This is a genomic window from Streptococcus mitis (genome assembly GCF_946190275.1).
Classification (GTDB): domain Bacteria; phylum Bacillota; class Bacilli; order Lactobacillales; family Streptococcaceae; genus Streptococcus; species Streptococcus mitis_DC.
Map to the genome: position 1 here is coordinate 15882 of NZ_CAMHZQ010000011.1, position 26811 is coordinate 42692.

General features: G+C 35.7%; 24 protein-coding genes and 3 tRNA genes. 21 read left to right on the forward strand and 6 right to left on the reverse strand.

What is annotated here, in order from left to right:
- Nucleotides 1–4: 4 nt before the first annotated feature.
- Nucleotides 5–1186, reverse strand: coding sequence for a serine protease HtrA (gene htrA, locus N8M20_RS06610; protein WP_261079499.1), 1182 nt, complete (start codon nucleotides 1184–1186; stop codon nucleotides 5–7).
- 183 nt (nucleotides 1187–1369) lie between these two features.
- Between htrA and rlmH the strand changes: the two genes are divergently transcribed.
- The 7 genes from rlmH to N8M20_RS06645 all read left to right on the forward strand — a co-directional run bounded on the left by rlmH (nucleotide 1370) and on the right by N8M20_RS06645 (nucleotide 4543).
- A complete protein-coding gene (gene rlmH / locus N8M20_RS06615) occupies nucleotides 1370–1849 on the forward strand; it encodes a 23S rRNA (pseudouridine(1915)-N(3))-methyltransferase RlmH (RefSeq protein ID WP_261079500.1) in 480 nt (159 codons plus the stop codon).
- 43 nt (nucleotides 1850–1892) lie between these two features.
- A tRNA-Arg gene (locus tag N8M20_RS06620) sits at nucleotides 1893–1966 on the forward strand.
- 165 nt (nucleotides 1967–2131) lie between these two features.
- On the forward strand, nucleotides 2132–2254 hold the full coding sequence (gene comC, locus N8M20_RS06625; RefSeq protein ID WP_261079501.1) for a competence-stimulating peptide ComC: 123 nt from the start codon (nucleotides 2132–2134) through the stop codon (nucleotides 2252–2254).
- A gap of 12 nt (nucleotides 2255–2266) precedes the next feature.
- A complete protein-coding gene (gene comD, locus N8M20_RS06630) occupies nucleotides 2267–3592 on the forward strand; it encodes a competence system sensor histidine kinase ComD (RefSeq protein ID WP_261079502.1) in 1326 nt (441 codons plus the stop codon).
- On the forward strand, nucleotides 3589–4341 hold the full coding sequence (gene comE, locus N8M20_RS06635; RefSeq protein ID WP_000866069.1) for a competence system response regulator transcription factor ComE: 753 nt from the start codon (nucleotides 3589–3591) through the stop codon (nucleotides 4339–4341). The genes comD and comE overlap by 4 nt, the downstream gene beginning before the upstream one ends.
- A gap of 51 nt (nucleotides 4342–4392) precedes the next feature.
- A tRNA-Glu gene (locus N8M20_RS06640) sits at nucleotides 4393–4464 on the forward strand.
- Between the two features lie 5 nt (nucleotides 4465–4469).
- Nucleotides 4470–4543 (forward strand) — tRNA-Asn (locus tag N8M20_RS06645).
- Nucleotides 4544–4583: 40 nt separating this feature from the next.
- On the opposite strand, the gene N8M20_RS06650 is transcribed toward N8M20_RS06645, so the two are convergent.
- A complete protein-coding gene (locus N8M20_RS06650) occupies nucleotides 4584–5126 on the reverse strand; it encodes a TetR/AcrR family transcriptional regulator (RefSeq protein ID WP_000665087.1) in 543 nt (180 codons plus the stop codon).
- Between the two features lie 127 nt (nucleotides 5127–5253).
- Here N8M20_RS06650 and N8M20_RS06655 point away from each other — a divergent pair, with 127 nt between their 5' ends.
- Nucleotides 5254–7896: a YhgE/Pip family protein gene (locus tag N8M20_RS06655; RefSeq protein ID WP_261079527.1), complete on the forward strand. Its 2643-nt coding sequence runs from the start codon at nucleotides 5254–5256 to the stop codon at nucleotides 7894–7896.
- Between the two features lie 25 nt (nucleotides 7897–7921).
- On the opposite strand, the gene N8M20_RS06660 is transcribed toward N8M20_RS06655, so the two are convergent.
- Entirely contained in the window at nucleotides 7922–10465 is a 2544-nt protein-coding gene (locus tag N8M20_RS06660) for a YfhO family protein (RefSeq protein ID WP_261079503.1), read from the reverse strand.
- Nucleotides 10466–10526: 61 nt separating this feature from the next.
- Nucleotides 10527–12149 carry an ATP-binding cassette domain-containing protein gene (locus tag N8M20_RS06665; RefSeq protein WP_000958774.1) on the reverse strand — a complete coding sequence of 541 codons (1623 nt, stop codon included), beginning with the start codon at nucleotides 12147–12149 and terminating at the stop codon, nucleotides 10527–10529.
- Nucleotides 12150–12354: 205 nt separating this feature from the next.
- Here N8M20_RS06665 and trpS point away from each other — a divergent pair, with 205 nt between their 5' ends.
- The gene (gene trpS, locus N8M20_RS06670) at nucleotides 12355–13380 is read left to right on the forward strand and encodes a tryptophan--tRNA ligase (RefSeq protein WP_261079504.1); all 1026 of its coding nucleotides are present in this window, start codon (nucleotides 12355–12357) and stop codon (nucleotides 13378–13380) included.
- Between the two features lie 151 nt (nucleotides 13381–13531).
- Complete coding sequence (guaB, locus tag N8M20_RS06675; protein ID WP_261079505.1) at nucleotides 13532–15010, forward strand: IMP dehydrogenase; 1479 nt, start codon at nucleotides 13532–13534, stop codon at nucleotides 15008–15010.
- 57 nt (nucleotides 15011–15067) lie between these two features.
- On the opposite strand, the gene recF is transcribed toward guaB, so the two are convergent.
- A complete protein-coding gene (gene recF / locus N8M20_RS06680) occupies nucleotides 15068–16159 on the reverse strand; it encodes a DNA replication/repair protein RecF (protein ID WP_261079506.1) in 1092 nt (363 codons plus the stop codon).
- Nucleotides 16160–16161: 2 nt separating this feature from the next.
- The gene (yaaA, locus tag N8M20_RS06685; RefSeq protein ID WP_060806030.1) at nucleotides 16162–16530 is read right to left on the reverse strand and encodes a S4 domain-containing protein YaaA; all 369 of its coding nucleotides are present in this window, start codon (nucleotides 16528–16530) and stop codon (nucleotides 16162–16164) included.
- A 158-nt stretch (nucleotides 16531–16688) separates the two neighbouring features.
- Here yaaA and yfmF point away from each other — a divergent pair, with 158 nt between their 5' ends.
- From yfmF to rpsB, 11 genes are all read left to right on the forward strand, one after another.
- Entirely contained in the window at nucleotides 16689–17939 is a 1251-nt protein-coding gene (yfmF, locus tag N8M20_RS06690) for an EF-P 5-aminopentanol modification-associated protein YfmF (RefSeq protein WP_261079507.1), read from the forward strand.
- Nucleotides 17936–19219 (forward strand): EF-P 5-aminopentanol modification-associated protein YfmH, encoded by a 1284-nt coding sequence (gene yfmH / locus N8M20_RS06695; RefSeq protein WP_261079508.1) that lies wholly within the window; start codon nucleotides 17936–17938, stop codon nucleotides 19217–19219. Before yfmF ends, yfmH begins: the two co-directional genes overlap by 4 nt.
- Nucleotides 19220–19260: 41 nt before the next feature.
- Complete coding sequence (gene rodZ, locus N8M20_RS06700; protein ID WP_261079509.1) at nucleotides 19261–20103, forward strand: cytoskeleton protein RodZ; 843 nt, start codon at nucleotides 19261–19263, stop codon at nucleotides 20101–20103.
- 10 nt (nucleotides 20104–20113) lie between these two features.
- Entirely contained in the window at nucleotides 20114–20659 is a 546-nt protein-coding gene (gene pgsA, locus N8M20_RS06705; RefSeq protein ID WP_261079510.1) for a CDP-diacylglycerol--glycerol-3-phosphate 3-phosphatidyltransferase, read from the forward strand.
- Nucleotides 20656–21483 carry an energy-coupling factor ABC transporter ATP-binding protein gene (locus N8M20_RS06710; RefSeq protein ID WP_261079511.1) on the forward strand — a complete coding sequence of 276 codons (828 nt, stop codon included), beginning with the start codon at nucleotides 20656–20658 and terminating at the stop codon, nucleotides 21481–21483. The genes pgsA and N8M20_RS06710 overlap by 4 nt, the downstream gene beginning before the upstream one ends.
- A complete protein-coding gene (locus N8M20_RS06715; protein WP_261033763.1) occupies nucleotides 21468–22307 on the forward strand; it encodes an energy-coupling factor transporter ATPase in 840 nt (279 codons plus the stop codon). The genes N8M20_RS06710 and N8M20_RS06715 overlap by 16 nt, the downstream gene beginning before the upstream one ends.
- Nucleotides 22300–23094, forward strand: a complete 795-nt coding sequence (locus N8M20_RS06720; RefSeq protein ID WP_050242842.1) for an energy-coupling factor transporter transmembrane component T family protein — start codon at nucleotides 22300–22302, stop codon at nucleotides 23092–23094. Before N8M20_RS06715 ends, N8M20_RS06720 begins: the two co-directional genes overlap by 8 nt.
- A gap of 59 nt (nucleotides 23095–23153) precedes the next feature.
- Nucleotides 23154–23972: a rod shape-determining protein MreC gene (gene mreC / locus N8M20_RS06725; protein ID WP_261026133.1), complete on the forward strand. Its 819-nt coding sequence runs from the start codon at nucleotides 23154–23156 to the stop codon at nucleotides 23970–23972.
- Complete coding sequence (mreD, locus tag N8M20_RS06730; protein WP_060806021.1) at nucleotides 23972–24466, forward strand: rod shape-determining protein MreD; 495 nt, start codon at nucleotides 23972–23974, stop codon at nucleotides 24464–24466. Before mreC ends, mreD begins: the two co-directional genes overlap by 1 nt.
- 93 nt (nucleotides 24467–24559) lie before the next feature.
- On the forward strand, nucleotides 24560–25738 hold the full coding sequence (gene pcsB, locus N8M20_RS06735) for a peptidoglycan hydrolase PcsB (protein WP_261079512.1): 1179 nt from the start codon (nucleotides 24560–24562) through the stop codon (nucleotides 25736–25738).
- A 223-nt stretch (nucleotides 25739–25961) separates the two neighbouring features.
- A complete protein-coding gene (gene rpsB / locus N8M20_RS06740; protein ID WP_014017378.1) occupies nucleotides 25962–26741 on the forward strand; it encodes a 30S ribosomal protein S2 in 780 nt (259 codons plus the stop codon).
- Nucleotides 26742–26811: the final 70 nt, after the last annotated feature.

A 26811-nucleotide genomic window follows, 5' to 3' on the forward strand; every position in this document is an offset into this window, starting at 1 on the left:
TCAATTAAGATTCTAAATCACCTGAACTCTTGTCAAGTTTAATAGATGTAGTTTCTTCTTTACCGTTACGATAGTAAGTTATTTTAATGGTGTCTCCGATAGAATGATTGTAAAGAGCACTTTGTAAGTCTGTTGATGAAGCAATGTCTTTGTCATCTACTTTGGTAATGACATCGTACTTTTCAAGGTGACCATTGGCAGGCATATTACTTTGCACAGAACGAACAACTACACCAGATGTTACATTGCTTGGAATATTCAGTCTTCTAATATCACTTGTATTAATATTTGAGAGATTGACCATTTGGATGCCCAAAGCTGGACGAGTCACTTTTCCGTTCTTTTCCAACTGTTCAATAATATTGATAGCATCATTTGCAGGGATTGCAAAACCAAGGCCTTCTACAGAGGTTCCTCCATTTGTGGCAATTTTACTTGAGGTAATTCCGATAACCTGTCCTTGAATATTGATTAGTGGGCCACCAGAGTTGCCTGGATTAATAGCAGTATCCGTTTGGATGGCTTTTGTAGAAATGGCTTGTCCATCTTCAGATTTTAAAGATACATTTCGATTGAGACTAGATACGATACCTTGAGTGACAGTATTAGCGTATTCAGAACCTAACGGGCTACCAATGGCAATAGCAGTTTCTCCTACGGTTAACTTGCTAGAATCACCAAACTCAGCTACTGTTGTCACTTTTTCTGAAGAGATTTTGACGACAGCAATATCAGAGAAAGTATCAGCTCCGACAATTTCTCCAGGTACTTTAGTTCCATCTGACAAACGAATATCTACTTTGCTGGCGCCATTGATAACGTGATTATTGGTGACAATATAAGCTTCTTTATCATTCTTTTTATAAATAACCCCAGATCCTTCACTAGAGATTTGCTGAGAATCTGTGTCAGTATCATCATTGCCAAATACGCTATTTTGTCTGTTTGCTGAATAAGTAATAACAGATACAACAGCATCTTTTACTTTGTTAACAGCCTGTGTTGTTGAATTTTCGTTCTTATAGGCAGTCTGTGTAATAGTACTATTGTTGTTAGAGGTACTTACACCACTTTTTTGAGTTAGTTGAGCTATTGAAAAACTACCCAAGGCTCCACTAATAAAGCTAATGACGATAACGACTAATAATTGAAACCCTTTTTTGTAAAATGTTTTTAAATGTTTCATATTTGCCTCCATATGTTTGAAATTACTGAAAGTATAAACTGACTAGCTTAATTATAACTTAAACACAAAAGTTTTTCACAGATTGTGGATAACTTTCAAAAATCTGTGGTTTTCTCGGTTAAAATTAACCTTTTATTTTGTGAATAAGATGTGAAAAAATAAAGAATATGTTAGAATAGAGTCATGAAAATTAAAGTTGTAACAGTTGGGAAACTGAAAGAAAAGTATTTAAAAGATGGTATCGCAGAGTATTCAAAACGAATTTCTCGATTTGCTAAGCTTGAAATGATTGAGCTAGCAGATGAAAAAACACCAGATAGGGCTAGTGAGTCAGAAAATCAAAAGATTTTAGAAATAGAAGGTCAGAGAATTTTATCAAAAGTTGGTGACCGTGATTTTGTTATTGCGTTAGCTATTGAGGGGAAAACTTTCTCCTCAGAAGAATTTAGTAAACAATTAGAAGAAGCTTCTATAAAAGGATTTTCTACTCTTACATTTATTATTGGAGGGAGTCTGGGATTAGCACAGGATGTAAAAAAGAGAGCCAATCTTTCTGTCAGTTTTGGCCGTCTAACTTTGCCCCATCAGTTAATGAGACTAGTCCTTGCTGAACAAATCTATCGCGCTTTTACGATTCAGCAGGGCTCGCCCTATCATAAATAGAAAATTGACTTTTAATTGAATTTTTGGTAGAATAATTGTGTTAGGTCTCATAGCTCAGCTGGATAGAGCATTCGCCTTCTAAGCGAACGGTCGCAGGTTCGAATCCTGCTGGGATCAATATAGTAGCAAAGCTGGGAATTTTCCCGGCTTTTTTCTTAAAAAAGTACATTTGGGGAGAAAAAAATGACAGTTGAGAGAATTTTATCTAAAATGAAATTCCATTTTGTATAATGGTTTTTGTAAGTTAGCTTACAAGAAAAAAACATTTTAGGAGATTTTATTATGAAAAACACAGTTAAATTGGAACAGTTTGTAGCCTTGAAGGAAAAAGACTTGCAAAAGATTAAAGGTGGGGAGATGAGGAAATCAAATAATAATTTCTTTCATTTCTTAAGAAGAATATAAAGGGGTGTCAGAATGGATTTTTTCTTAGTAGTAGATTTTATATTATATTTTTTAATTATTAGTCACAGTTACCATTTAATTTGTAAAGATCAAATAAAAGCAAAGGAATTATACATTTTTGGTGCTTATACACTACTATTACAAATAGTCCTTGGTCTTCCCTTTTATCTTCTATCTTTAGATGGGTTAGGGATTGCAACATTTTTATTTCCTTTGGGCTTATATTCCTATTTTCGATGGATTAAACAGTATGAGAGGGATAGAGGATTATTCCTAAGTTTACTACTATCTCTTTTATATGAGAGTCCTCACACCTTTCTGTCCGTAACTTTTTCCTCTATAACAGGAGACAATTTTGTTTTACAATATTATGGGTTATTCTTTTTCGTTGTAACGGTGTTGACCTATTTTATTATCTTAAAAATCATTCATTATTTCCATTTAGAACTAAACTATTTTGATAAGGACTACCTTTATCCTTTCTTGAAAAAAGTATTTTTTGCTTTATTATTGTTACATGTTGCATCTTTCGTTTCAGATATGGTAAGTACGGTTAAACATTTGAATAGTTTTGGAAGTATTTTGTCATCTATTGTCTTTATCTCTCTCTTTTTGACATTCTTTACAATGAATTCGCATAAAGAACAAATGGAGAAAGAGATTGCTTTGAAGCAGAAGAAATTTGAACAGAAACATTTACAGAATTACACAGATGAAATTGTCGGTCTGTATAATGAAATCCGTGGTTTTCGACATGATTATGCTGGGATGCTTGTCAGCATGCAGATGGCAATTGACAGTGGTGATTTACAGGAAATTGACAGAGTTTACAATGAAGTTTTAGTCAAAGCAAATCATAAACTGCGTTCAGATAAGTACACTTACTTTGATTTGAACAACATAGAAGATTCAGCTTTACGAAGTTTGGTTGCTCAGTCAATTGTCTATGCTCGAAATAATGGTGTAGAGTTTACACTGGAAGTAAAAGATACGATTACCAAGCTCCCAATTGAACTATTGGATTTGGTTCGTATCATGAGCGTTTTATTGAACAATGCTGTCGAAGGATCAGCTGATAGCTATAAAAAGCAGATGGAAGTAGCAGTTATTAAGATGGAAACTGAAACAGTTATTGTAATTCAGAATTCATGTAAAATGACGATGACTCCTTCAGGAGATCTATTTGCCTTAGGATTCTCCACTAAGGGAAGAAATCGAGGAGTCGGATTAAATAATGTGAAAGAACTACTAGATAAGTACAACAATATTATTTTAGAAACAGAGATGGAAGGCAGTACATTTAGACAAATTATTAGATTTAAGAGGGAATTTGAATGAAAGTTTTAATTTTAGAGGATGTTATTGAACATCAAGTGAGACTAGAGAGAATATTGGATGAAATTTCGAAAGAATCGAATATTCCAATATCATACAAGACAACGGGAAAAGTCCGTGAATTTGAAGAATATATTGAAAACGATGAAGTAAATCAGCTTTACTTCCTAGATATCGATATTCATGGAATTGAGAAAAAGGGATTTGAGGTTGCTCAGCTCATCCGTCATTACAATCCTTATGCCATTATCGTCTTTATTACCAGTCGATCAGAGTTTGCGACTTTAACCTATAAATACCAGGTATCAGCTCTAGATTTTGTTGATAAGGATATCAATGATGAGATGTTTAAGAAGAGAATTGAGCAAAATATTTTTTACACGAAGAGTATGTTACTTGAAAATGAAGATGTTGTAGATTATTTTGATTACAATTACAAGGGAAATGATTTAAAAATTCCTTACCATGATATTTTGTATATTGAAACGACAGGAGTCTCTCATAAATTGCGCATTATTGGTAAGAATTTTGCCAAAGAGTTCTATGGTACCATGACAGATATTCAGGAAAAGGACAAACATACTCAGCGATTTTATTCCCCTCATAAGTCATTTTTAGTAAATATAGGCAATATCAGAGAAATTGACCGAAAGAATCTAGAAGTTGTTTTCTATGAAGATCATCGCTGTCCTATTTCAAGGTTAAAAATTAGAAAGTTAAAAGATATTTTAGAGAAAAAATCTCAAAAGTGATTGACAATTAGTAAGAAATTGATATAATGGTTATATCTGCTACAGATAGAAGGTCCGTTGGTCAAGGGGTTAAGACACCGCCTTTTCACGGCGGTAACACGGGTTCGAATCCCGTACGGACTATTTTATCCGCCATAGCTCAGTTGGTAGTAGCGCATGACTGTTAATCATGATGTCGTAGGTTCGAGTCCTACTGGCGGAGTATAGATAAAAGGGAACACAACTGTGTTCCTCTTTTTGTATCAATTTGTATCACCAAGCATCTTCATAAGGAAGTCTGTTATTTCTTGAGGACTTTCTTTTTTTCCGTGTGCAATCCAAGTTTGGCAGACACCAAAAAGTGCATGAGTTAGATAGATGCTACTATATTCTAATTCAGTGGTATTGAAATTCAGTTGCATAAATTGCTTTTGTAAATCTGTACTGAGCATGATATGAAGTTTATTTCTTAAGAAATTTTGGATTTCTTTGGTCCCATTTTCAGAAAGAAGGGCAGCCAGAAGTGGTTCTGACTCTAGATATTCAAATACTTCTAAAATAGCATCTCTTTTGTGATGAGCATGTTTTTGAAAAATATATTCAAATGTATGAAATAGCTTGCTTTGATAGTGCTCAATCATATCATACTTATCCTTATAGTGAGTATAGAAGCTGGAACGACTAATTCCGGCTTTTTCTGCTAACTTGACAGTAGAAATTTGATCAAATGGCTGTTCAATCAGTAATTGTACCATAGCATTTTCAATAGTTCGCTTTGTTTTTAAGCGTTTGTTACTTTCTTTCATATTTCCTCCTTGTAAACAAATTAGACTATATGTCTAAAAATGGATTTTTTATCTTGTAATTTAGATTTTTTATTGTATAATCTATTATATCAAAATTTTAGACAATATGTTTAAAAAAGGAGAAACTATGTTTAAAGAATGGAAAGCAATTTTTAAAAAACCAACCTTTATTATTGTCATGATAGGGATTTCTCTTATTCCAGCTCTGTACAATATCATATTTTTGTCCTCAATGTGGGATCCATATGGTCAATTGTCTGACTTACCTGTGGCTGTTGTCAATAATGATAAAGAGGCTTCCTATAATGGTAATAGCATGTCTATAGGAAAAGACATGGTGTCCAATTTAAAAGAAAATAAAACCTTGGATTTTCATTTCGTGGATGAAGATGAAGGAAAGAAGGGATTGGAAGATGGCGATTACTATATGGTAGTGACTTTACCAAGTGATTTATCTGAAAAAGCAGCTTCTATTTTAACGGATCATCCAGAGCAAATGCAAATCGATTATCAGACTTCAAGTGGTCATAGCTTTATTGCCAGCAAGATGAGTGATTCTGCGATGACACAATTAAAGCAGAATGTTTCTACCAATGTAACTGAGACCTATACTAAAGCCTTATTTAACAAAATGGTCGATTTAAAGGATGGTATGAGTCAAGCAGCTTCTGGTAGTAAAAAATTAACTGATGGAGCGAATCAGTTAGTGGCAGGAAGTCAAACATTAACTACCAACCTACACTCTTTAGCAGCTTCAAGTTTAACATTTTCAAATGGAACGGAGCAGTTTACTAAAGGATTATCTGCTTATGTTTCTGGTGTCGAACAACTTCATCTTGGCTTAGGAAATTTTAATAGTGGTTTAGTTACATATACTGGTGCAGTGAGTCAATTAGATAGCGGATTAGGTCAATTAGCTTCTAAAAGTCCTGAATTAGTAAGGGGAATCAATCAGTTATATACTGGTGTAGAGTCCTATACTGGCGGTGTTTCTCAGCTTAATGCTGGTCTTAATCAATTTTCATCTGGTGTTAGTGCCTACACCAATGGAGTGGGAAGTCTTGCAATAGGTGCTAATCAGCTATCCAATCAATCAGCTACACTTCGAATGGGTGTGGAGCAATTAAGTGAAGGGATTCAACAGCTTTCTAGTAAGTTAGATGCTTCATCTGGGCAAAAAGATCAAATTAATCAATTATCTTCTGGTCTAAATCAGTTAAATCAAGCTATTCAAAATATTGATGTTGGAGATACAAAACAATTATCTTCTGTTTTATCAAGTATAGTTTCTCTTTCTAATCAAATGCTAGCAAGTGCTCAGTCTGAAAAAGCAACTACATTAGCAAATATTCAATCAACAGCAGCTTATCAATCCTTGACAAGTGAGCAACAAGCTGAGATAAGTGCTTCTGTATCTCAAAATTCGACTGATAGTATTCAATCGGCTCAGTCAATTATAGCTTTAGTACAAGGTTTACAGGGAGGATTAGAAAACTTACAAAATCAATCTTCTAATCTTTCAACATTAAAAGATAAAGCTAATCAAGTATTACCGCTTGCTTCTACTTCTTTGACAGGATTGTCAAGTGGATTAACAGAGATACAAGGAGCTGTTACTAGCAAATTAGTTCCTGCCAGTCAGTCGATTGCATCAGGTGTAAACGCATATACTGCAGGTGTTGATAAAGTTTCTCAAGGCGCAAGTCAACTAAGTGAAAAGAATTCCACCTTGACAGGTAGTTTGGATCAACTAGTTTCAGGCTCAAACACCTTGACACAAAAATCTTCTAGTTTGACAGTAGGAGTTGGTCAATTAGCTGAAAAAACTCCAGAATTAGTGTCTGGTATTGAAAAATTATCAACTGGCTCTAACCAATTGAATCAAAAGAGTCAAGAATTGATAGCAGGAGTTGATAAATTGCAGTCAGGATCTAGCCAACTAGCTGACAAATCCAGTCAGTTAATTTCAGGTGCTTCTCAATTAGAGAATGGAGCTAATAAATTGGCAGATGGAGCTGGGAAACTAGCAGAAGGTGGAACAAAGTTAACTTCTGGATTGGAAGGTTTACAGACAGGAGTTGCTTCTTTGGGACAAGGATTAGGTAATGCTAGTGATCAACTCAAGTCAGCATCAACAGAATCTAAAAATGCAGAGATTTTGTCAAATCCTCTCAGTATCTCCAAAACTGACAATGACCAAGTTCCTGTAAATGGAATTGCAATGGCTCCTTATATGATATCAGTTGCTCTTTTTGTTGCAGCAATATCAACGAATATGATCTTTGCGAAGTTGCCTTCAGGACGTCATCCGGAGAGCCGTTGGGCTTGGTTGAAATCTCGAACTGAAATAAATGGTATTATAGCTGTTTTGGCAGGAATTTTGGTATATGGAGGAGTTCATCTTATTGGTCTAACTGCAAATCATGAGATGAGAACATTTATTCTCATTATCCTAACAAGTTTAGTATTCATGTCCATGGTGACCGCTTTAACAACATGGAATAGCCGTATAGGAGCTTTCTTTTCTCTTATTTTGCTTTTATTACAGTTAGCATCAAGTGCAGGTACTTACCCACTTGCTTTGACAAATGATTTCTTTAGAGCCATTAATCCTTGGTTACCAATGAGTTATTCAGTTTCGGGATTACGACAAACAATCTCTATGACAGGAAATATTCATCATCAAGTCATTTTCCTTGCCGTTATATTAGTACTATTTATTTGTTTAGGTATGCTAGCCTATCAACCTAAGAAAATGGAAGAAGATTAAAAAAATCGACCAACTGGTCGATTTTTTATGTCTTAGATGACTTTCGTTTGTGATTATAGATTCCAAATAGTAAAAGAGAAGTAAAGGAACAGATTGCTCCAGTAATAAAACCATTGGGAATGAAGGAAAGTGTAATAGTTCCTTTCCCTTTAGGAATATCAACTTTCATAAAACCAGTTTGAGCTTGTTTAATTTCTATTTTCTTACCATCTTGGTAGGCAGACCAACCTTTGTCATAAGGAATGGTGAAGAAAATAGATGTATCTTGTTGGACATCATATCTAGCAAAGATCTTGTTTTTAGAAGTTGATATTGTGACAGGCTGTTCTTTAATTTTTTGAATTGCCTCGGTGAAAGTTTGGGTATCTAAACGGTAGAAGGTAGGAGATTCAAATGATACTTGTGAATTTCCAGGGAAACTAACATTGATATTGAAAATCTTTTTCTCTTTTGTATAGCCTAGATTAAAGAAGGAGAAGACATTATCAGTTGTAAAAGTCTTTTTTTCACCATTTACAAGGATGTCAACCTTCTTTTGTTTATCATTAGAAAAGTGAAGATTTGTGAAAGAAAGATAAATTTGGCTGTTTTCTGGTACTTCAATTTGATACTGGATTGCTGCATCCTCATTTGAAGAGCTTGTAACACTAATCAAATCATCAGTATTTTCTGTTTTGTCATAAGGGATCGCAGAAAAATAATCAAAATTGACGTTAGCAAGTTGATTTAAAAACGAGGCCTGATTATCTAGAGTGTGTTCAGTGAACTTGACATCATTGTAAACAGATTGACTAGCAAATGCAATCGGGAGAGAGAATTGATTTTCATATAGGGTAAGATTATCTTTTTGATAGATATCTTTAAAACCATATTTATCAATAGGACTGTCTGAGATATTGTACTGGATACCAAATAAACTATCAGCCAAAATACTATTATTGGCATAACGGAGATTTAGATTAGTCCCAGAGGATTTAAAACCAAGTTTATCCAAAGTAGAGCTTGCTGAACGATTTCGAACAGATGAAAATTGAGAGATTCCATTATAGTTGAATTTCATACTGTCATTTCCTGTCTGAGTTTGTAGTTTTTCAGTACGAGTAAATTGATTTCCAATATATGTTGAGAAAGATTCCATAGCTGGGATATCTCGATTATATGCATTTCGAGAAGCAAAACCCCATTCCTTAGCAATTCCGTCTATTTGAGATGAAGCATTTAAACTCATTTCAACCATTATAAATAAAGAGATTAGAATGGCAAATAGATTTACAGAGATAAATTTTTTGATAACTGCAAGGAGTAAAAGAGAATAGACAACTAAAAATTCAAGAGTAAGCAGAATATTCAAATCTGTTAAAAAAGAATAATGTGATTTTAGATAGATGGTAGCTAAAAATCCTGCTACTAGAAGAAAAAGCGAAACTAAAAAATTCCATACTTTAAGTTCTTTCAGACGATTTAAGACTTCTGCTGCTGTGTAAATTAACAAGGTAGAGAAAATCCAAGCATAGCGATGTAAAAACATGTTTGGAGTATGCATGCCTTGCCAAAATAAATCAAGAGCTTCTATATAAAAGCTAGCAATTAGAAATGCAAAGAAGATTGTATAGATAAGTTTCACGTGAAACTTAATAGATTTCAGCGTAAAAAATAAAATGGTCAAAATAAAGGGAAGTAGTCCAACAAAAATCATTGGGATGGCCCCATACTTTGTTGTGTCAAAGGAACCAATGAATTGTTTAGCAAAGAGATCAAGATACCAGCTACTTTCAGTTTGAAACTTTGTAATTTCAGTTAATTTTTCCCCATGTGTCTGTAAATCAAATAGAGTAGGCAGAGTCAGAATCAAACTAGCCATACCAGCTAAAACGGAGGTGATTATGAAATCAAGAAAAGATGATTCTCGAGTTTTAAAGTCCCAAGAAATTTGACAGAGATACCAGAAAATAAGAAATAATACTGTCATATAGCCAAAATAATAATTTTGAATAAATAAAATTGACAGACTTGTAAAGTACAATAGGAATTTCTTTTCAGTGATAAGTAGCTGTAAACCAGTTATAATTAAAGGAATCAAGATAAAAACATCTAGCCAGGTTTTTATCTCTAATTGACTGACAGTGAAACTCATCAGAGCATAGGAAGTAGATAAAGCTAGTTTTAAAGGCTTAGGAATCGATTGAAATAATTTATTTAAACTAAAATAAGTTGACAGTCCAATCAATCCAAATTTTAAGAGAGTTGTCAGATAGACAGCATCTGGCATATTCAACAGATTAAAAAAGTAAACTAGAGGTGAAAGGAAACTTCCCAAGTAATAACTAGATAGGGTATAGAAATTTAATCCGAGGCCACTTGTAAAGGTGTAAAACAAACTACCATTTCCATGTAGGATATTTCTTAGAGCTATATCAAAAATAACGTATTGATGAAAGCCATCTCCTAATAGAGGAGAGTTGTCGCTATTCCAGTAGATACCTTGAGATAGATATACTCCTATCATAATGATTATGGGAATGATGAAAGAAACAAAATAGGTCCAATATGTTTTAAAAAATAATTTCATGTTACCTCATAAAATGTTAGAAAACTCAGCTGGTTAACCCAACTGAGTTTTGAAGTTTTATTTAGTCTTTCCAAAGTTCTTTAACTTTTGCTTGTACTTCTGCATTTTCTAGGAATTCATCATAGGTTTCATCGATACGGTCAATGACGCCATTTTTAGACAAGACAATGATATGGTTAGCTAGAGTTTGAATAAACTCGTGGTCATGGCTGGCAAAGATGATTGATTCTTTAAAGTTTTTCAATCCATCATTCAAGCTTGAGATAGATTCCAAGTCCAAGTGATTTGTTGGATCATCGAGGACAAGGACATTTGATTTTAATAGCATGAGTTTTGAAAGCATGACACGAACTTTTTCTCCCCCTGACAAGACGTTGACAGGTTTGTTAACCTCATCTCCAGAGAAGAGCATACGGCCAAGGAAACCGCGTAGGAAAGTATTGTCATCTTCTTCTTTACTTGCGAATTGACGCAACCAGTCAAGGATTGACTCTCCTCCTGCAAAATCTGCTGAGTTATCTTTTGGCAAGTAAGAACGGCTAGTAGTTACTCCCCACTTGACAGTTCCTTCATAGTCAATGTCTCCCATGATTGCACGAATTAATGCAGTCGTTTGGATGTCATTTTGTCCAATAAGCGCTGTCTTATCACCTGGACGCAAGATAAAGCTGATATTATCTAAAATAGTCTCACCATCAATCTTTACAGTTAGATTTTCTACTGTCAAGAGATCATTACCGATTTCACGCTCTGCTTTAAAGTTGATAAATGGATATTTACGACTAGATGGTACAATTTCTTCAAGTTCAATCTTATCAAGCATTTTCTTACGTGATGTTGCTTGTCTTGATTTAGAAGCATTAGCAGAGAAACGAGCTACGAATTCTTGCAATTGTTTAATTTTTTCTTCTGCTTTAGCATTACGGTCTGCTAGCAATTTAGCAGCGAGTTCAGAAGATTCCTTCCAGAAGTCATAGTTTCCGACATAGAGTTTGATTTTTCCAAAGTCAAGGTCGGCCATGTGAGTGCATACTTTGTTTAAGAAGTGACGGTCGTGGGATACTACGATAACGGTGTTATCAAAGTCAATCAAGAAGTCTTCTAACCAAGTAATAGATTGGATGTCCAAACCGTTGGTAGGCTCGTCCAAGAGAAGAACATCAGGTTTACCAAAAAGTGCTTTGGCGAGGAGAACTTTTACTTTCTCACCGTTGGCCAATTCGCTCATGTTTTGATAGTGCAATTCTTCTGGAATGTTTAGGTTTTGAAGTAGTTGAGAGGCTTCACTTTCTGCTTCCCAGCCTCCAAGCTCGGCAAATTCTCCTTCGAGTTCGGCAGCACGCACTCCATCTTCGTCTGAGAAATCTTCCTTCATGTAGATGGCATCTTTCTCTTTCATGATGCTATAAAGTTTTTCATTTCCCATGATAACAACATCAATGGCACGTTCATCTTCATAGTCAAAGTGATTTTGACGAAGAACAGAGAGACGTTCATCTGGACCAAGAGAGATGTGACCAGTAGTAGGTTCGATATCTCCAGCTAAAATTTTTAAAAAGGTTGATTTTCCAGCACCATTAGCACCGATTAATCCATAAGTATTTCCTTCTGTAAATTTGATATTGACATCATCAAAAAGTTTGCGATCACTAAAACGTAGTGAAACATCAGATACTGTAAGCAATGTTTTTCTCCTATATGTGTAATATATTTATTCTACTAGAAAATACGGAAATATTCAAATTTTTATCTGTCAATTTTGTGTAAATTACATTTACAGTATACTTTACACAAATCCGTAAATAGCAAGGTTGATTTATTTTTATAAATTGCAGTTATTTCATTAAAAAAATGCTATAATTGAAAGGACCATATCGAAGGAGAATAAAATGACTAAACCCATTATTTTAACAGGAGACCGTCCAACAGGAAAATTGCATATTGGACATTATGTTGGAAGTCTCAAAAATCGAGTATTATTACAGGAAGAGAATAAGTATGATATGTTTGTGTTCTTGGCTGACCAACAAGCCTTGACAGATCATGCCAAAGATCCTCAAACCATTGTAGAGTCTATCGGAAATGTGGCTTTGGATTATCTTGCAGTTGGATTGGATCCAAGTAAGTCAACTATTTTTATTCAAAGCCAGATTCCAGAGTTGGCTGAGTTGTCTATGTATTATATGAATCTGGTTTCATTAGCACGTCTGGAGCGTAATCCAACTGTCAAGACAGAAATTGCTCAGAAAGGATTTGGAGAAAGCATTCCGACAGGATTCTTGGTCTATCCAATAGCTCAAGCAGCTGATATCACTGCTTTTAAGGCTAATTATGTTCCTGTTGGGACAGATCAGAAACCAATGATTGAGCAAACTCGTGAAATTGTTCGTTCTTTTAACAATGCATATAACTGTGATGTCTTGGTAGAGCCGGAAGGTATTTATCCAGAAAATGAGAGAGCAGGGCGTTTACCTGGTTTAGATGGAAATGCTAAAATGTCTAAATCACTCAATAACGGTATTTATTTAGCTGATGATGCGGATACTTTGCGTAAAAAAGTAATGAGTATGTATACAGATCCAGATCATATTCGAGTGGAAGATCCAGGTAAAATTGAAGGCAATATGGTTTTCCATTATCTAGATGTTTTTGGTCGTCCAGAAGATGCTCAAGAAATTACTGACATGAAAGAACATTATCAACGAGGTGGTCTTGGTGATGTGAAGACCAAGCGTTATCTACTTGAAATATTAGAACGTGAACTTGGTCCTATTCGTGAGCGCCGTATTGAATTTGCTAAGGATATGGGAGAAGTTTATAATATGCTTCAAAAAGGTAGTGAAAGAGCGCGTGAAGTTGCAGGTCAAACCCTATCTGAGGTTAAAGGAGCAATGGGACTTCATTACTTTAACTAAGTTTATTTTACAAGAAACTATCATTTCTATCTCGAAGAAAAGATAGTTTTTTATTTACCCCTGTAACATTTGACAAATTTTTATAGAATGGTATGATAGATACAATATAAAAAGAGTCAAGCTCAAAAAGAAAGAAAAGAGGAAACTTCGAATGTCTAATTGGGACACTAAATTTTTGAAAAAAGGTTTTACCTTTGATGATGTATTGCTTATTCCAGCTGAAAGTCATGTGTTGCCTAACGATGCAGATTTAACAACTAAATTGGCAGATAATCTGACTTTAAATATCCCAATTATTACCGCTGCCATGGACACAGTTACAGAGAGTCAAATGGCCATTGCTATTGCTCGTGCAGGCGGTCTCGGAGTTATCCATAAAAACATGTCAATTGCTCAACAAGCAGACGAGGTTCGTAAGGTAAAACGTTCTGAAAATGGAGTTATTATTGATCCGTTCTTTTTGACACCTGAACATACAATTGCTGAAGCAGATGAGCTTATGGGTCGTTACCGCATTAGTGGTGTTCCAGTTGTTGAAACACTTGAAAATCGTAAATTGGTTGGTATTTTGACAAACCGAGATCTTCGTTTTATTTCAGACTATAACCAACCAATCTCAAACCATATGACTAGTGAAAATCTTGTTACTGCTCCTGTGGGTACAGATCTTGCAACAGCTGAGAGTATTCTTCAAGAACACCGTATTGAAAAGCTTCCTTTGGTAGATGAAGAAGGTAGTCTTTCTGGTTTGATTACTATCAAAGATATTGAAAAAGTTATTGAGTTTCCAAATGCTGCTAAAGATGAGTTTGGTCGTCTTCTAGTTGCAGGTGCAGTAGGTGTTACTTCAGATACATTTGAACGTGCAGAGGCTCTTTTTGAGGCAGGAGCGGATGCGATTGTTATTGATACTGCACATGGTCATTCTGCAGGTGTCTTGCGTAAAATTGCTGAGATTCGTGCTCATTTCCCAGATCGTACTTTGATTGCTGGAAATATTGCTACTGCTGAAGGTGCACGTGCCCTTTATGAAGCAGGTGTAGACGTTGTCAAGGTTGGTATTGGACCAGGTTCTATCTGTACTACTCGTGTGATTGCTGGTGTTGGTGTTCCACAAGTAACAGCTATCTATGATGCTGCAGCTGTTGCGCGTGAATATGGTAAAACAATCATTGCTGACGGTGGAATCAAGTATTCTGGAGATATTGTAAAAGCCCTTGCTGCAGGTGGAAATGCAGTTATGCTTGGATCAATGTTTGCTGGAACTGATGAAGCTCCAGGCGAAACTGAAATCTTCCAAGGACGTAAGTTCAAGACTTATCGTGGTATGGGATCAATTGCTGCTATGAAGAAAGGTTCAAGCGATCGTTACTTCCAAGGTTCTGTCAATGAAGCAAACAAACTCGTTCCAGAAGGAATTGAAGGTCGTGTTGCTTATAAGGGAGCGGTAGCTGATATTGTCTTCCAAATGATTGGAGGTATCCGATCTGGTATGGGTTACTGTGGTGCAGCTAACCTTAAAGAACTACACGATAATGCTCAATTTATTGAAATGTCTGGTGCCGGTTTGAAAGAAAGCCATCCTCATGATGTGCAAATTACTAATGAGGCACCAAATTATTCTATGTAAAAAAACAATGAAAAGAACTCCCGTGAAAACAGGAGTTCTTTTACGATGTTGTCAATTTTAATTTACAGAAACTTTACCATTCTGAATAGTGAAGATACTTAGATTTTTTGGCAGATTTTGAAGATGATCTAAGCTTGTTGTTGTGATAAAGGTTTGGATTGAATGAGAAATCGTTTCTAATAATTTTAACTGTCTAGTGTTGTCAAGTTCACTCATGACATCGTCAAGCAATAATATCGGAGATTCTGTAGTAATACTTTCCATTAATTCGATTTCTGCTAATTTTATAGAAAGGACGAGACTACGATGTTGACCTTGACTCCCAAAACTAGCATCCATCCCATTTATATAAAAAGAAATGTCATCTCGATGAGGACCAACACCAGTATTCTTTTTAAATAAATCTCTGGATCTACTTTTTTCTAAAGTAATTTTGAAAGATTCTGATAAGTCTTCTTTGTCAGTTGGCTTTACAGAAGATTGATAGGATATTGACAACTCTTCAATCTGATTAGAGAGTTCAAAATGTTTCTTACGACCAAATGATTCTAGTTTTTTTATGAAATCTAAGCGGTGATTCATTACACGACATCCATAATCAACTAACTGATCATCCAACACTGAAAGGAAGGTTTCATCTATTTTTTGAGCTGATTTTAGGTAAGTGTTTCTTTGCTTTAGGATGTGGTTATAATTGGTTAAGTCAGATAAATAGATTGGCTTGATTTGTCCAAGTTCCATATCAATGAATTTTCGTCGAACCGAAGGTGCTCCTTTAATTAGTTGTAAATCTTCAGGAGCAAATAAGACAACATTCATGTGTCCGACATAATCTGAAAGTCGTGCCTGTTTTAAATGATTAACTTTTGTTACACGGCCTTTTTGTGTTAGTTCAATTTCGAGAGGAATGGATCCAGTTTTTTTCTGAACAAGACCTGAAAGATGAAGCTGTTCCTCATCAAAATGAATGAGATTTTTATCTGTTCGAGTTCGATGACTACGCGTTAAGGCTAAAAAATAGATAGCCTCTAGCATATTTGTTTTTCCTTGTGCATTGCGTCCTAAAAAGATATTTAATTTAGGATTAAAGTCTATTTTCGTCTCTTTGTAGTTACGAAAAGTTTTGAGAGATAGGTGTTGTAGCCACATGATTATCTACCAGGGAATCGTGGAGCTTGTTTGCTTTTGGGCGATGAAGTAGGTTTAGAGTTGTCTTTTTTTACTCCTTTATTCATCTCCTTAACAAGTTTAGCGATTCGTTCTTTTTCAACTTTATCAGCTTGGTATTCATCTTGCTCCTCAGAAGTAGGTTGTGTCAACAAGATGTCAATATTCATGTCAGGGATGTCAACTTTATCACCAATACGAAGTTTTTTACCGCGACGACTCTCTAATTCTCCATTAAAGTAAACAGAATGTTCAGAGAGAAATGATTTGATAGCTCCTCCGCTATGTGTGATTCCAAGTTCTTTGAGTAGTGCTTGGAGGGTAATAAATTCTTCAAATAATTTGTATTCCATAATTCACCTCAATCTTTGGTATTATACCATATTTTCCTAAAAATAGTGAGAGAAATAGGGAGAAATGTAAGCGATTTTTATTTCAAAAGTGTTACAGAGAACAAGAAAATTTCAGGTTTTCGTGATATAATAGAAGTCTGTATATAAGGAGGTAAATCATGGAGTTAGTGCATGGAATTTCAACACATTTTATCCAATCAAAAAAGTTTAAAACGAACAAAATCACCGTGCGTTTTACCGCTCCATTATCCCTCGATACGATTGCAGGTCGCATGTTGAGTGCGAGTATGATAGAGACTGCTAATCAGATGTATCCCACTTCTCAAGATTTGAGAAGACATTTGGCCAGTCTATACGGTACAGATATGTCAACCAATTGTTTCAGAAGAGGGCAAAGTCACATTGTAGAATTGACATTTACCTATGTTCGTGATGAGTTTTTGAGTAGGAAAAATGTGCTAACTTCTCAGGTTTTGGAACTAGTAAAAGAAACTCTTTTTTTCCCCGTAGTAGTTGATAATGGGTTTGATCCGGCCTTATTTGAAATTGAGAAAAAACAATTGCTAGCAAGTTTAGCAGCTGATATGGATGATTCTTTTTATTTTGCACATAAAGAATTAGACAAATTATTTTTTCATGATGAACGTCTCCAATTGGAATATAGTGATTTACGAAATCGTATTTTAGCTGAAACTCCACAGAGTTCTTATTCTTGTTTCCAAGAATTTTTGGCCAATGATCGAATAGATTTCTTTTTCTTAGGTGATTTTAATGAGGTCGAAATTCAAAATGTATTAGAATCATTTGGCTTTAAAGGTCGAAAAGGAGATGTGAAGGTTCAGTATTGTCAACCTTATTCCAATATCCTACAAGAAGGTATGGTTCGGAAAAATGTGGGACAATCCATTTTAGAGTTGGGCTATCATTGCTCTGTTGAATATGGTGATGAGCAACATTTACCCATGATTGTAATGAATGGTTTACTTGGTGGATTTGCTCATTCTAAACTATTTACAAATGTCCGTGAAAATGCTGGATTGGCTTATACTATTTCAAGTCAGCTCGATTTATTTAGTGGATTCTTGAGGATATATGCTGGTATCGATCGAGAAAATCGGAACCAGGCTCGTAAAATGATGAATAATCAACTGCTTGATTTAAAAAAAGGATATTTTACAGAACTTGAGTTAGAGCAGACCAAAGAAATGATTCGTCGGTCTTTATTACTTTCTCAAGATAATCAAGGTTCATTGATTGAACGTACTTATCAAAATGCCTTACTTGGAAAATCCTCAGCAGACTTTAAAGGTTGGATTGCAAAACTCGAGCAAGTTGACAAAGATGCTATTTGTAGAGCAGCTACTAATGTGAAACTACAGGCGATTTACTTTATGGAAGGAATAGAATGACAAAGGTTGTTTTTGAAGAAAAATACTATCCAGCTGTAAAAGAAATGATTTATCGAACTCGTTTGTCAAATGGATTGACAGTTGCTCTTTTGCCTAAAAAGGAATTTAAAGAGGTTTACGGGAGTGTAACTGTACATTTTGGTTCGGTAGATACGCTTGTCACAGAAGTTGACGGAGATGTAAAAGAATATCCTGCAGGAATTGCTCATTTTCTTGAACATAAATTATTTGAGAGAGAAGATTCTAGCGACTTGATGTCGGCTTTTACGAGTCTAGGTGCAGATAATAATGCCTTTACAAGCTTTACAAAAACAAGCTATCTTTTTTCAGCAACGGATCATTTTTTAGAAAATTTAGAGTTACTTGATGAATTGGTAACATCAGCACATTTTACTGAAGATTCCATTTTAAGAGAGCAGGATATTATTCAGCAAGAACGAGAAATGTATCAAGATGATCCAGATTCGTGTTTGTTCTTTTCAACTTTAGCAAATTTGTATTCTGGTACACCTTTAGCAACTGATATTGTTGGAAGTGAGGAGTCCATTTCCCAAATCAATCTAACTAATTTGCAAGAAAACTTTACAAGGTTTTACAAACCTGTAAATATGTCTCTGTTTTTAGTTGGTAATTTTGATGTGGAGCGAGTACAGGACTATTTTGAAAGCAAAGAACTGAAAGATTTAGATGTTCAGGATGTAGCAAGAGAAAAGTTTGTTTTACAGGCTGTAAAGCAAACAGACAGTATGAGAATGGAAGTATCTTCTCCTAAACTAGCGATTGGGATTAGAGGTAAGCGAAAAGTTGCTGAAGCGGATTGCTATCGACATCATATTTTATTAAAATTATTGTTTGCAATGATGTTTGGTTGGACTTCGGATCGTTTTCAAAAGTTATATGAATCAGGTAAAATAGATGCTTCCTTATCTCTTGAAATTGAAGTAACAAGTCGTTTTCATTTTGCTATGTTGACAATGGATACGAAAGAGCCAGTTGCTTTATCTCATCAATTTAGGAAGGCCATTCGTAATTTTACAAAGGATTTAGATATTACAGAGGATCATTTAGATATTATAAAAAGAGAGATGTTTGGAGAATTTTTCAGTAGCATGAACTCTCTTGAATTTATTGCAACGCAATATGATGCTTTTGAACATGGTGAGACAATTTTTGATTTACCAAAGATTTTACAGGAAATTACTTTAGAGGATGTCCTTGAAGCAGGGCATCATTTAATAGATGAAGGGGATATAGTTGATTTTACAATATTCCCATCGTAGTAACCTATCATAATAGACACTAGAAAGAAGGGATGACAAGTATGAGGAAAAAAACAATTGGTGAGGTTTTACGATTAGCTAGAATCAATCAGGGATTGAGTTTAGATGAATTGCAGAAAAAGACAGAAATCCAGTTAGATATGTTGGAAGCAATGGAAGCAGACGATTTCGATCAACTTCCAAGTCCTTTTTACACGCGTTCTTTCTTGAAAAAATATGCATGGGCTGTTGAGTTAGATGATCAAATTGTTTTGGATGCTTATGATTCTGGGAGTATGATTACTTATGAGGAAGTAGATATTGATGAAGATGAGTTGACAGGTCGTAGACGTTCAAGTAAGAAAAAGAAGAAAAAAACATCCTTTTTACCTTTATTTTATTTTATCCTTTTTGCTTTATCGATTTTAATTTTTGTGACCTATTATGTTTGGAACTATATTCAAACTCAACCAGAGGGGACTTCTCTTTCTAATTACAGTGTGGTTCAATCAACAAGTTCAATAAGTTCAACTAGCTCTGTTCCCCACTCCTCAAGTAGTAGTTTATCTAGCAGTTCTTCTAGTGTAGAATCAGCTATAAGTGTATCAGGTGAAGGCAATCATGTAGAAATCGCTTATAAGACAAGTAAGGAAACAGTTGAATTGCAATTGGCAGTTTCAGATGTTACAAGTTGGGTCAGCGTTTCAGAAAGCGAACTTGAGGGCGGTGTAACCTTATCGCCAGAGAAGAAAAGTGCGGAAACAACAGTTGCAACTAAAAGTCCTGTAACAATTACGTTAGGTGTTGTAAAAGGTGTTGCTTTGACAGTAGATAATCAGACTGTTGATTTATCGAAATTAACAGCTCAGACTGGACAAATCACTGTAACCTTTACTAAAAATTAAGGAAAAACGAATGAAAAAAGAACAAATTCCCAATCTCTTAACAATAGGTCGAATTCTCTTTATACCTATTTTTATCTTTATTTTAACGATAGGAAATTCGATAGAGAGTCATATAGTGGCAGCTATTATCTTTGCTACTGCTAGTATTACAGATTATTTAGATGGATATTTAGCTCGTAAATGGAATGTGGTCAGTAATTTTGGTAAATTTGCAGATCCTATGGCGGATAAGTTACTAGTTATGTCGGCTTTTATTATGTTGATTGAGTTAGGTATGGCTCCGGCTTGGATTGTTGCAGTGATTATCTGTCGAGAGTTGGCTGTGACAGGTTTAAGGCTTTTATTGGTTGAAACTGGTGGAACGGTTTTAGCAGCGGCAATGCCTGGAAAAATTAAAACTTTTAGTCAGATGTTTGCCATTATTTTCTTGCTATTACATTGGACTTTGATTGGTCAAGTTCTACTTTATGTAGCCTTGTTTTTCACTATCTACTCTGGCTATGACTATTTCAAGGGTAGTGCCTATGTATTTAAAGGGACATTTGGTTCGAAATGAAATCAGTAATTGATGTAAAAAATCTTTCTTTTCGTTATAAGGAAAGTCAAGAATACTATGATGTGAAGGATATTACGTTTCACGTGAAACGTGGGGAATGGCTTTCGATTGTAGGGCATAATGGTAGTGGTAAATCAACGACGGTTCGCTTAATTGATGGTTTACTGGAAGTAGAATCTGGAGAGATTGTAATTGATGGTCAACGGTTGACTGAGGAAAATGTTTGGAATATACGTCGTCAAATCGGTATGGTTTTTCAAAATCCAGACAATCAATTTGTTGGAGCGACTGTTGAAGATGATGTTGCCTTTGGTTTGGAAAATCAGGGTCTTTCTCGTCAAGAAATGAAAAAGAGAGTGGAAGAAGCTCTGGATTTGGTTGGCATGTTGGACTTTAAAAAGAGAGAGCCAGCGCGTCTATCAGGTGGCCAAAAGCAACGTGTGGCTATTGCAGGTGTTGTAGCCCTAAGACCAGCTATTTTAATCTTAGATGAAGCAACGAGTATGTTGGATCCTGAGGGTCGTAGAGAACTGATTGAGACAGTAAAAGGAATTCGGAAAGACTATGATATGACGGTCATTTCCATTACACATGATTTGGAAGAAGTTGCCATGAGTGATCGTGTGTTGGTCATGAAAAAAGGATCAATTGAATCAACTAGTAGTCCAAGGGAGCTTTTCTCACGAAATGATTTAGATCAAATTGGATTAGACGATCCTTTTGCCAATCAATTAAAACATTCTTTGAACCAACATGGCTATGATTTGCCTGAAAATTATTTGACAGAAAGTGAGCTAGAGGATAAGCTATGGGAATTGCTCTAGAAAATGTGAGTTTTACGTATCAAGAGGGGACTCCCTTAGCTTCAACAGCTTTGTCAGATGTTTCTTTAACGATTGAAGATGGTTCTTATACGGCTTTAGTTGGACACACAGGTAGTGGTAAATCAACTATTTTACAACTCTTAAATGGTTTATTGGTGCCAAGTCAAGGGAGTGTACGAGTTTTTGATACCTTAATCACCTCGACTTCTAAAAATAAAGATATTCGTCAAATTAGAAAACAGGTTGGCTTGGTATTTCAGTTTGCTGAAAATCAGATCTTTGAAGAAACGGTTTTGAAAGACGTTGCTTTTGGACCGCAAAATTTTGGAGTTTCTGAAGAAGATGCGGAGCAGATTGCTCGTGAGAAACTGGCTCTGGTTGGAATTGCTGAATCACTTTTTGATCGTAGTCCGTTTGAGCTATCAGGTGGACAAATGAGACGTGTCGCCATTGCAGGCATACTTGCCATGGAACCAGCCATATTAGTCTTAGATGAGCCCACAGCAGGTCTGGATCCTTTGGGTAGAAAAGAGTTGATGACCCTGTTCAAAAAACTCCACCAGTCAGGGATGACCATCGTTTTGGTAACGCATTTGATGGATGATGTTGCTGAATATGCGAACCAAGTCTATGTGATGGAAAAGGGACGTTTAGTTAAAGGTGGGAAACCAAGTGATATCTTTCAAGATGTTGTCTTTATGGAAGAAGTGCAGCTGGGAGTACCTAAAATTACGGCCTTTTGTAAACGGTTGGCTGATAGAGGCATGTCATTTAAACGATTACCGATTAAGATAGAGGAGTTCAAGGAGTCGCTAAATGGATAGTATGATTTTGGGGCGTTATATCCCAGGGGATTCGATTGTTCACCGGTTGGATCCACGTAGCAAATTACTGGCTATGATGCTACTGATTTTAATCGTTTTTTGGGCTAATAATCCCTTGACGAATCTAATTCTTTTTATAGCGACAGGGATATTTATTGCCTTGTCAGGAGTATCTCTTTCATTCTTTATTCAGGGCTTGAAGTCTATGTTTTTCTTGATTGCCTTCACAACTATTTTTCAACTGTTTTTCATTTCTAATGGGAATGTTTTATTTGAGTTTTCGTTTGTGAGAATCACGGATTATGCTTTGCAACAAGCTGGAATTATTTTTTGTCGCTTTGTATTAATTATTTTCTTTTCAACTTTGTTAACCTTAACGACCATGCCCTTAAGTTTGGCCTCAGCTGTCGAAGCTTTGTTAGCGCCTTTAAAGCGTGTGAAAGTTCCAGTTCATGAAATTGGATTGATGCTGTCCATGAGTCTACGTTTTGTCCCAACATTAATGGATGATACGACGCGGATTATGAATGCACAGAAAGCGCGTGGAGTGGATTTTGGAGAAGGAAGTATTGTTCAAAAGGTGAAGGCTATGATTCCCATTTTGATTCCTCTTTTTGCGACAAGTTTAAAACGTGCGGATTCATTGGCTATTGCTATGGAAGCGCGTGGTTATCAGGGTGGAAAAGGCAGAAGTCAATACAGACAATTGAAATGGACTCGAAAGGATACGCTGACCATTCTTGTTGTTCTCGTACTTGGTTGTTGTTTATTTTTCTTAAAATCTTAGTAGCTTTCAGGAATTGATAAAAAAGTTACTGTAACAGTTTTTGATATAAAGGTAGGGATATGAACCGTTTTAAAAAATCAAAATATGTCATTATTGTTTTTGTCACTGTTCTGCTTGTCTCAGCTCTCTTAGCGACGACTTATTCAAGTACAATTGTGACAAAATTAGGAGATGGAATCTCATTGGTTGATAGAGTTGTGCAAAAACCTTTTCAGTGGTTTGATTCTGTCAAATCAGATTTGGCTCATTTGACACGAACATATAATGAAAATGAAAGTTTGAAGAAACAGATTTACCAGTTAGAAGTTAAATCAAATGAGGCGGAAAGTTTAAAGACAGAAAATGAACAACTGCGCCAATTGCTTGGTATGAAGTCCAAGTTGCAAGCTACAAAGACTTTGGTAGCAGATGTTATTATGCGTTCTCCGGTATCTTGGAAGCAGGAGTTGACCTTAGATGTAGGCAAATCAAAAGGAGCTTCTGAGAACATGTTAGCTATTGCAAATGGTGGTTTGATTGGTAGTGTTTCAAAAGTAGAGGAAAACTCAACTATGGTCAACCTTTTGACAAATACGGAAAATTCAGATAAGATTTCTGTTAAAATTCAACACGGCACTACCACAATTTATGGAATTATTGTTGGCTACGACAAGGAAAATGAAGTTCTTAAAATTAGCCAATTAAATAGTAATAGCGATATTAGTACAGGCGATAAGGTGACAACGGGTGGATTAGGAAACTTTAATGTTGCGGATATTCCTGTTGGTGAAGTGGTTGCCACAACGCATAGTACAGACTATTTGACACGAGAAGTAACTGTTAAATTGAGTGCAGATACTCATAATGTAGATGTGATAGAATTAGTGGGGAATTCATAATGAGACAGTTGAAGCGGGTTGGAGTGTTTTTATTGCTTCCTTTCTTTGTTCTAATTGACGCCCATATTAGCCAGCTTCTGGGCTCATTTTTCCCCCATGTACATTTGGCTAGTCATTTTCTTTTTCTATTTCTATTATTTGAGACGATAGAAGTATCAGAGTATCTCTACCTAGTCTATTGTTTTGTGATAGGCTTGGTTTACGATGTTTACTTTTTCCATCTAATAGGGATTGCAACTCTCTTATTTATCTTATTGGGAGCGTTTCTTCATAAATTGAATAGTGTTATTTTGTTGAATCGTTGGACAAGAATCTTGGCTATGATTGTTATGAGTTTTCTATTTGATATGGGAGCTTATCTCTTTGCATTAGTGGTAGGTTTAACTCTAGATAGTCTGCCGATTTTTATCGTTTATAGCCTAGTACCATCCATGATTTTAAATCTTGTGTGGATGCTTATTTTTCAGTTTATTTTTGAAAGATATTATCTATAAGAAAGAAACAAAAATGTAACAAAGGCGTAATATTCATTGGGCCTTTTTTTGGTATACTAGTATTGTCTTTAAAAGAAGGAGTATCTACGTAATATGAAGAAGAAAATCTTAGCGTCACTTTTATTAAGTACAGTAATGGTTTCTCAAGTAGCTGTTTTAACAACTGCGCATGCAGAAACGACTGATGACAAAATTGCTGCTCAAGATAATAAAATTAGTAACTTAACAGCACAACAACAAGAAGCCCAAAAACAAGTTGACCAAATTCAGGAACAAGTATCAGCTATTCAAGCTGAGCAATCTAACTTGCAAGCTGAAAATGATAGATTACAAGCAGAATCTAAAAAACTTGAGAATGAGATTACAGAACTTTCTAAAAACATTGTATCTCGCAATGATTCTTTGGAAAAACAAGCCCGTAGTGCTCAAACAAATGGAGCTGCAACTAGCTACATTAATACAATTGTAAACTCAAAATCAATTACAGAAGCTATTTCACGTGTTGCAGCAATGAATGAAATTGTATCTGCTAACAACAAAATGTTGGAACAACAAAAAGCAGATAAAAAAGCAATTTCTGAGAAGCAAGTGGCAAACAATGACGCAATTAATACAGTAATTGCAAATCAACAGAAATTGTCTGATGATGCACAAGCTCTAACAACGAAACAAGCTGAGTTGAAGGCTGCAGAATTAAATCTTGCTGCTGAAAAAGCGACAGCAGAAGATGAAAAAGCAAGTTTGCTAGAGAAAAAAGCAGAAGCAGAAGCGGCAGCAAAAGCAGCAGCAGCGGCAGAAACAGCTTATAAAGAAAAACAAGCTAGCCAACAACAATCAGTACTTGCTTCAGCAAACACTAACTTAACAGCTCAAGTGCAAGCAGTATCTGAATCTGCAGCAGCACCTGTCCGTGCAAAAGTTCGTCCAACATACAGTACAAACGCTTCAAGTTATCCAATTGGAGAATGTACATGGGGAGTTAAAACATTAGCACCTTGGGCTGGAGACTATTGGGGTAATGGAGCACAGTGGGCTACAAGCGCAGCTGCTGCAGGATTCCGTACAGGTTCAACACCTCAAGTTGGTGCGATTGCATGTTGGAATGATGGTGGATATGGACACGTAGCAGTAGTTACAGCTGTTTCATCATCAACAAGTATTCAAGTATCAGAATCAAATTATGCAGGTAATCGCACACTTGGAAATCACCGTGGATGGTTCAATCCAACAACAACTTCTGAAGGTTTTGTTACATATATTTATGCAGATTAATTTACAGAGGGACTCGAATAGAGCCCTCTTTTCAGGTTTTACCATGATAATCCCTATTAAAAATTATATCAAAATAGCTTGAAAATATTGGAAAAGTATGGTAAAATGAAAATTGTCGTGTGAACGATAATACTCATTCTTGATGAATTGTGAAGCAGTTGCCCTTGGGTCGTTTTGCGAGTTGAAGTCAAGAAGAGGAAAAAAACAAAAAGGAGAAATACTCATGGCAGTAATTTCAATGAAACAACTTCTTGAGGCTGGTGTACACTTTGGTCACCAAACTCGTCGCTGGAACCCTAAGATGGCTAAGTACATCTTTACTGAGCGTAACGGAATTCACGTTATCGACTTGCAACAAACTGTAAAATACGCTGACCAAGCTTACGATTTCATGCGTGATGCAGCAGCTAACGATGCAGTTGTATTGTTTGTTGGTACTAAGAAGCAAGCGGCTGATGCAGTTGCTGAAGAAGCAGTACGTTCAGGTCAATACTTCATCAACCACCGTTGGTTGGGTGGAACTCTTACAAACTGGGGAACAATCCAAAAACGTATCGCTCGTTTGAAAGAAATCAAACGTATGGAAGAAGATGGAACTTTCGAAGTTCTTCCTAAGAAAGAAGTTGCACTTCTTAACAAACAACGTGCACGTCTTGAAAAATTCTTGGGTGGTATCGAAGATATGCCTCGTATTCCAGATGTGATGTACGTAGTTGACCCACATAAAGAGCAAATCGCTGTTAAAGAAGCTAAGAAATTGGGAATCCCAGTTGTAGCGATGGTTGACACAAACACTGATCCAGATGATATCGATGTAATTATCCCAGCTAACGATGACGCTATCCGCGCTGTTAAATTGATTACAGCTAAATTGGCTGACGCTATCATCGAAGGACGTCAAGGTGAAGATGCGGCAGCGGTTGAAGCAGAATTTGCAGCTTCAGAAACTCAAGCAGATTCAATCGAAGAAATCGTTGAAGTTGTAGAAGGCGACAACGCTTAATTCATATAAATAGTAATTACCTAGGAGGGCGGGGCTTAGCCCGGCTCTCCTATTTTTAAAAAATATAGGA

Excerpts from the sequence above, each read along its gene's own strand:
- htrA (WP_261079499.1), bottom strand. The coding sequence starts at position 1,186 with ATGAAACATTTAAAAACATTTTACAAAAAAGGGTTTCAATTATTAGTC.
- rlmH (WP_261079500.1), top strand. The coding sequence starts at position 1,370 with ATGAAAATTAAAGTTGTAACAGTTGGGAAACTGAAAGAAAAGTATTTA.
- comC (WP_261079501.1), top strand. The coding sequence starts at position 2,132 with ATGAAAAACACAGTTAAATTGGAACAGTTTGTAGCCTTGAAGGAAAAA.
- comD (WP_261079502.1), top strand. The coding sequence starts at position 2,267 with ATGGATTTTTTCTTAGTAGTAGATTTTATATTATATTTTTTAATTATT.
- comE (WP_000866069.1), top strand. The coding sequence starts at position 3,589 with ATGAAAGTTTTAATTTTAGAGGATGTTATTGAACATCAAGTGAGACTA.
- N8M20_RS06650 (WP_000665087.1), bottom strand. The coding sequence starts at position 5,126 with ATGAAAGAAAGTAACAAACGCTTAAAAACAAAGCGAACTATTGAAAAT.
- N8M20_RS06655 (WP_261079527.1), top strand. The coding sequence starts at position 5,254 with ATGTTTAAAGAATGGAAAGCAATTTTTAAAAAACCAACCTTTATTATT.
- N8M20_RS06660 (WP_261079503.1), bottom strand. The coding sequence starts at position 10,465 with ATGAAATTATTTTTTAAAACATATTGGACCTATTTTGTTTCTTTCATC.
- trpS (WP_261079504.1), top strand. The coding sequence starts at position 12,355 with ATGACTAAACCCATTATTTTAACAGGAGACCGTCCAACAGGAAAATTG.
- guaB (WP_261079505.1), top strand. The coding sequence starts at position 13,532 with ATGTCTAATTGGGACACTAAATTTTTGAAAAAAGGTTTTACCTTTGAT.
- recF (WP_261079506.1), bottom strand. The coding sequence starts at position 16,159 with ATGTGGCTACAACACCTATCTCTCAAAACTTTTCGTAACTACAAAGAG.
- yaaA (WP_060806030.1), bottom strand. The coding sequence starts at position 16,530 with ATGGAATACAAATTATTTGAAGAATTTATTACCCTCCAAGCACTACTC.
- yfmF (WP_261079507.1), top strand. The coding sequence starts at position 16,689 with ATGGAGTTAGTGCATGGAATTTCAACACATTTTATCCAATCAAAAAAG.
- yfmH (WP_261079508.1), top strand. The coding sequence starts at position 17,936 with ATGACAAAGGTTGTTTTTGAAGAAAAATACTATCCAGCTGTAAAAGAA.
- rodZ (WP_261079509.1), top strand. The coding sequence starts at position 19,261 with ATGAGGAAAAAAACAATTGGTGAGGTTTTACGATTAGCTAGAATCAAT.
- pgsA (WP_261079510.1), top strand. The coding sequence starts at position 20,114 with ATGAAAAAAGAACAAATTCCCAATCTCTTAACAATAGGTCGAATTCTC.
- N8M20_RS06710 (WP_261079511.1), top strand. The coding sequence starts at position 20,656 with ATGAAATCAGTAATTGATGTAAAAAATCTTTCTTTTCGTTATAAGGAA.
- N8M20_RS06715 (WP_261033763.1), top strand. The coding sequence starts at position 21,468 with ATGGGAATTGCTCTAGAAAATGTGAGTTTTACGTATCAAGAGGGGACT.
- N8M20_RS06720 (WP_050242842.1), top strand. The coding sequence starts at position 22,300 with ATGGATAGTATGATTTTGGGGCGTTATATCCCAGGGGATTCGATTGTT.
- mreC (WP_261026133.1), top strand. The coding sequence starts at position 23,154 with ATGAACCGTTTTAAAAAATCAAAATATGTCATTATTGTTTTTGTCACT.
- mreD (WP_060806021.1), top strand. The coding sequence starts at position 23,972 with ATGAGACAGTTGAAGCGGGTTGGAGTGTTTTTATTGCTTCCTTTCTTT.
- pcsB (WP_261079512.1), top strand. The coding sequence starts at position 24,560 with ATGAAGAAGAAAATCTTAGCGTCACTTTTATTAAGTACAGTAATGGTT.
- rpsB (WP_014017378.1), top strand. The coding sequence starts at position 25,962 with ATGGCAGTAATTTCAATGAAACAACTTCTTGAGGCTGGTGTACACTTT.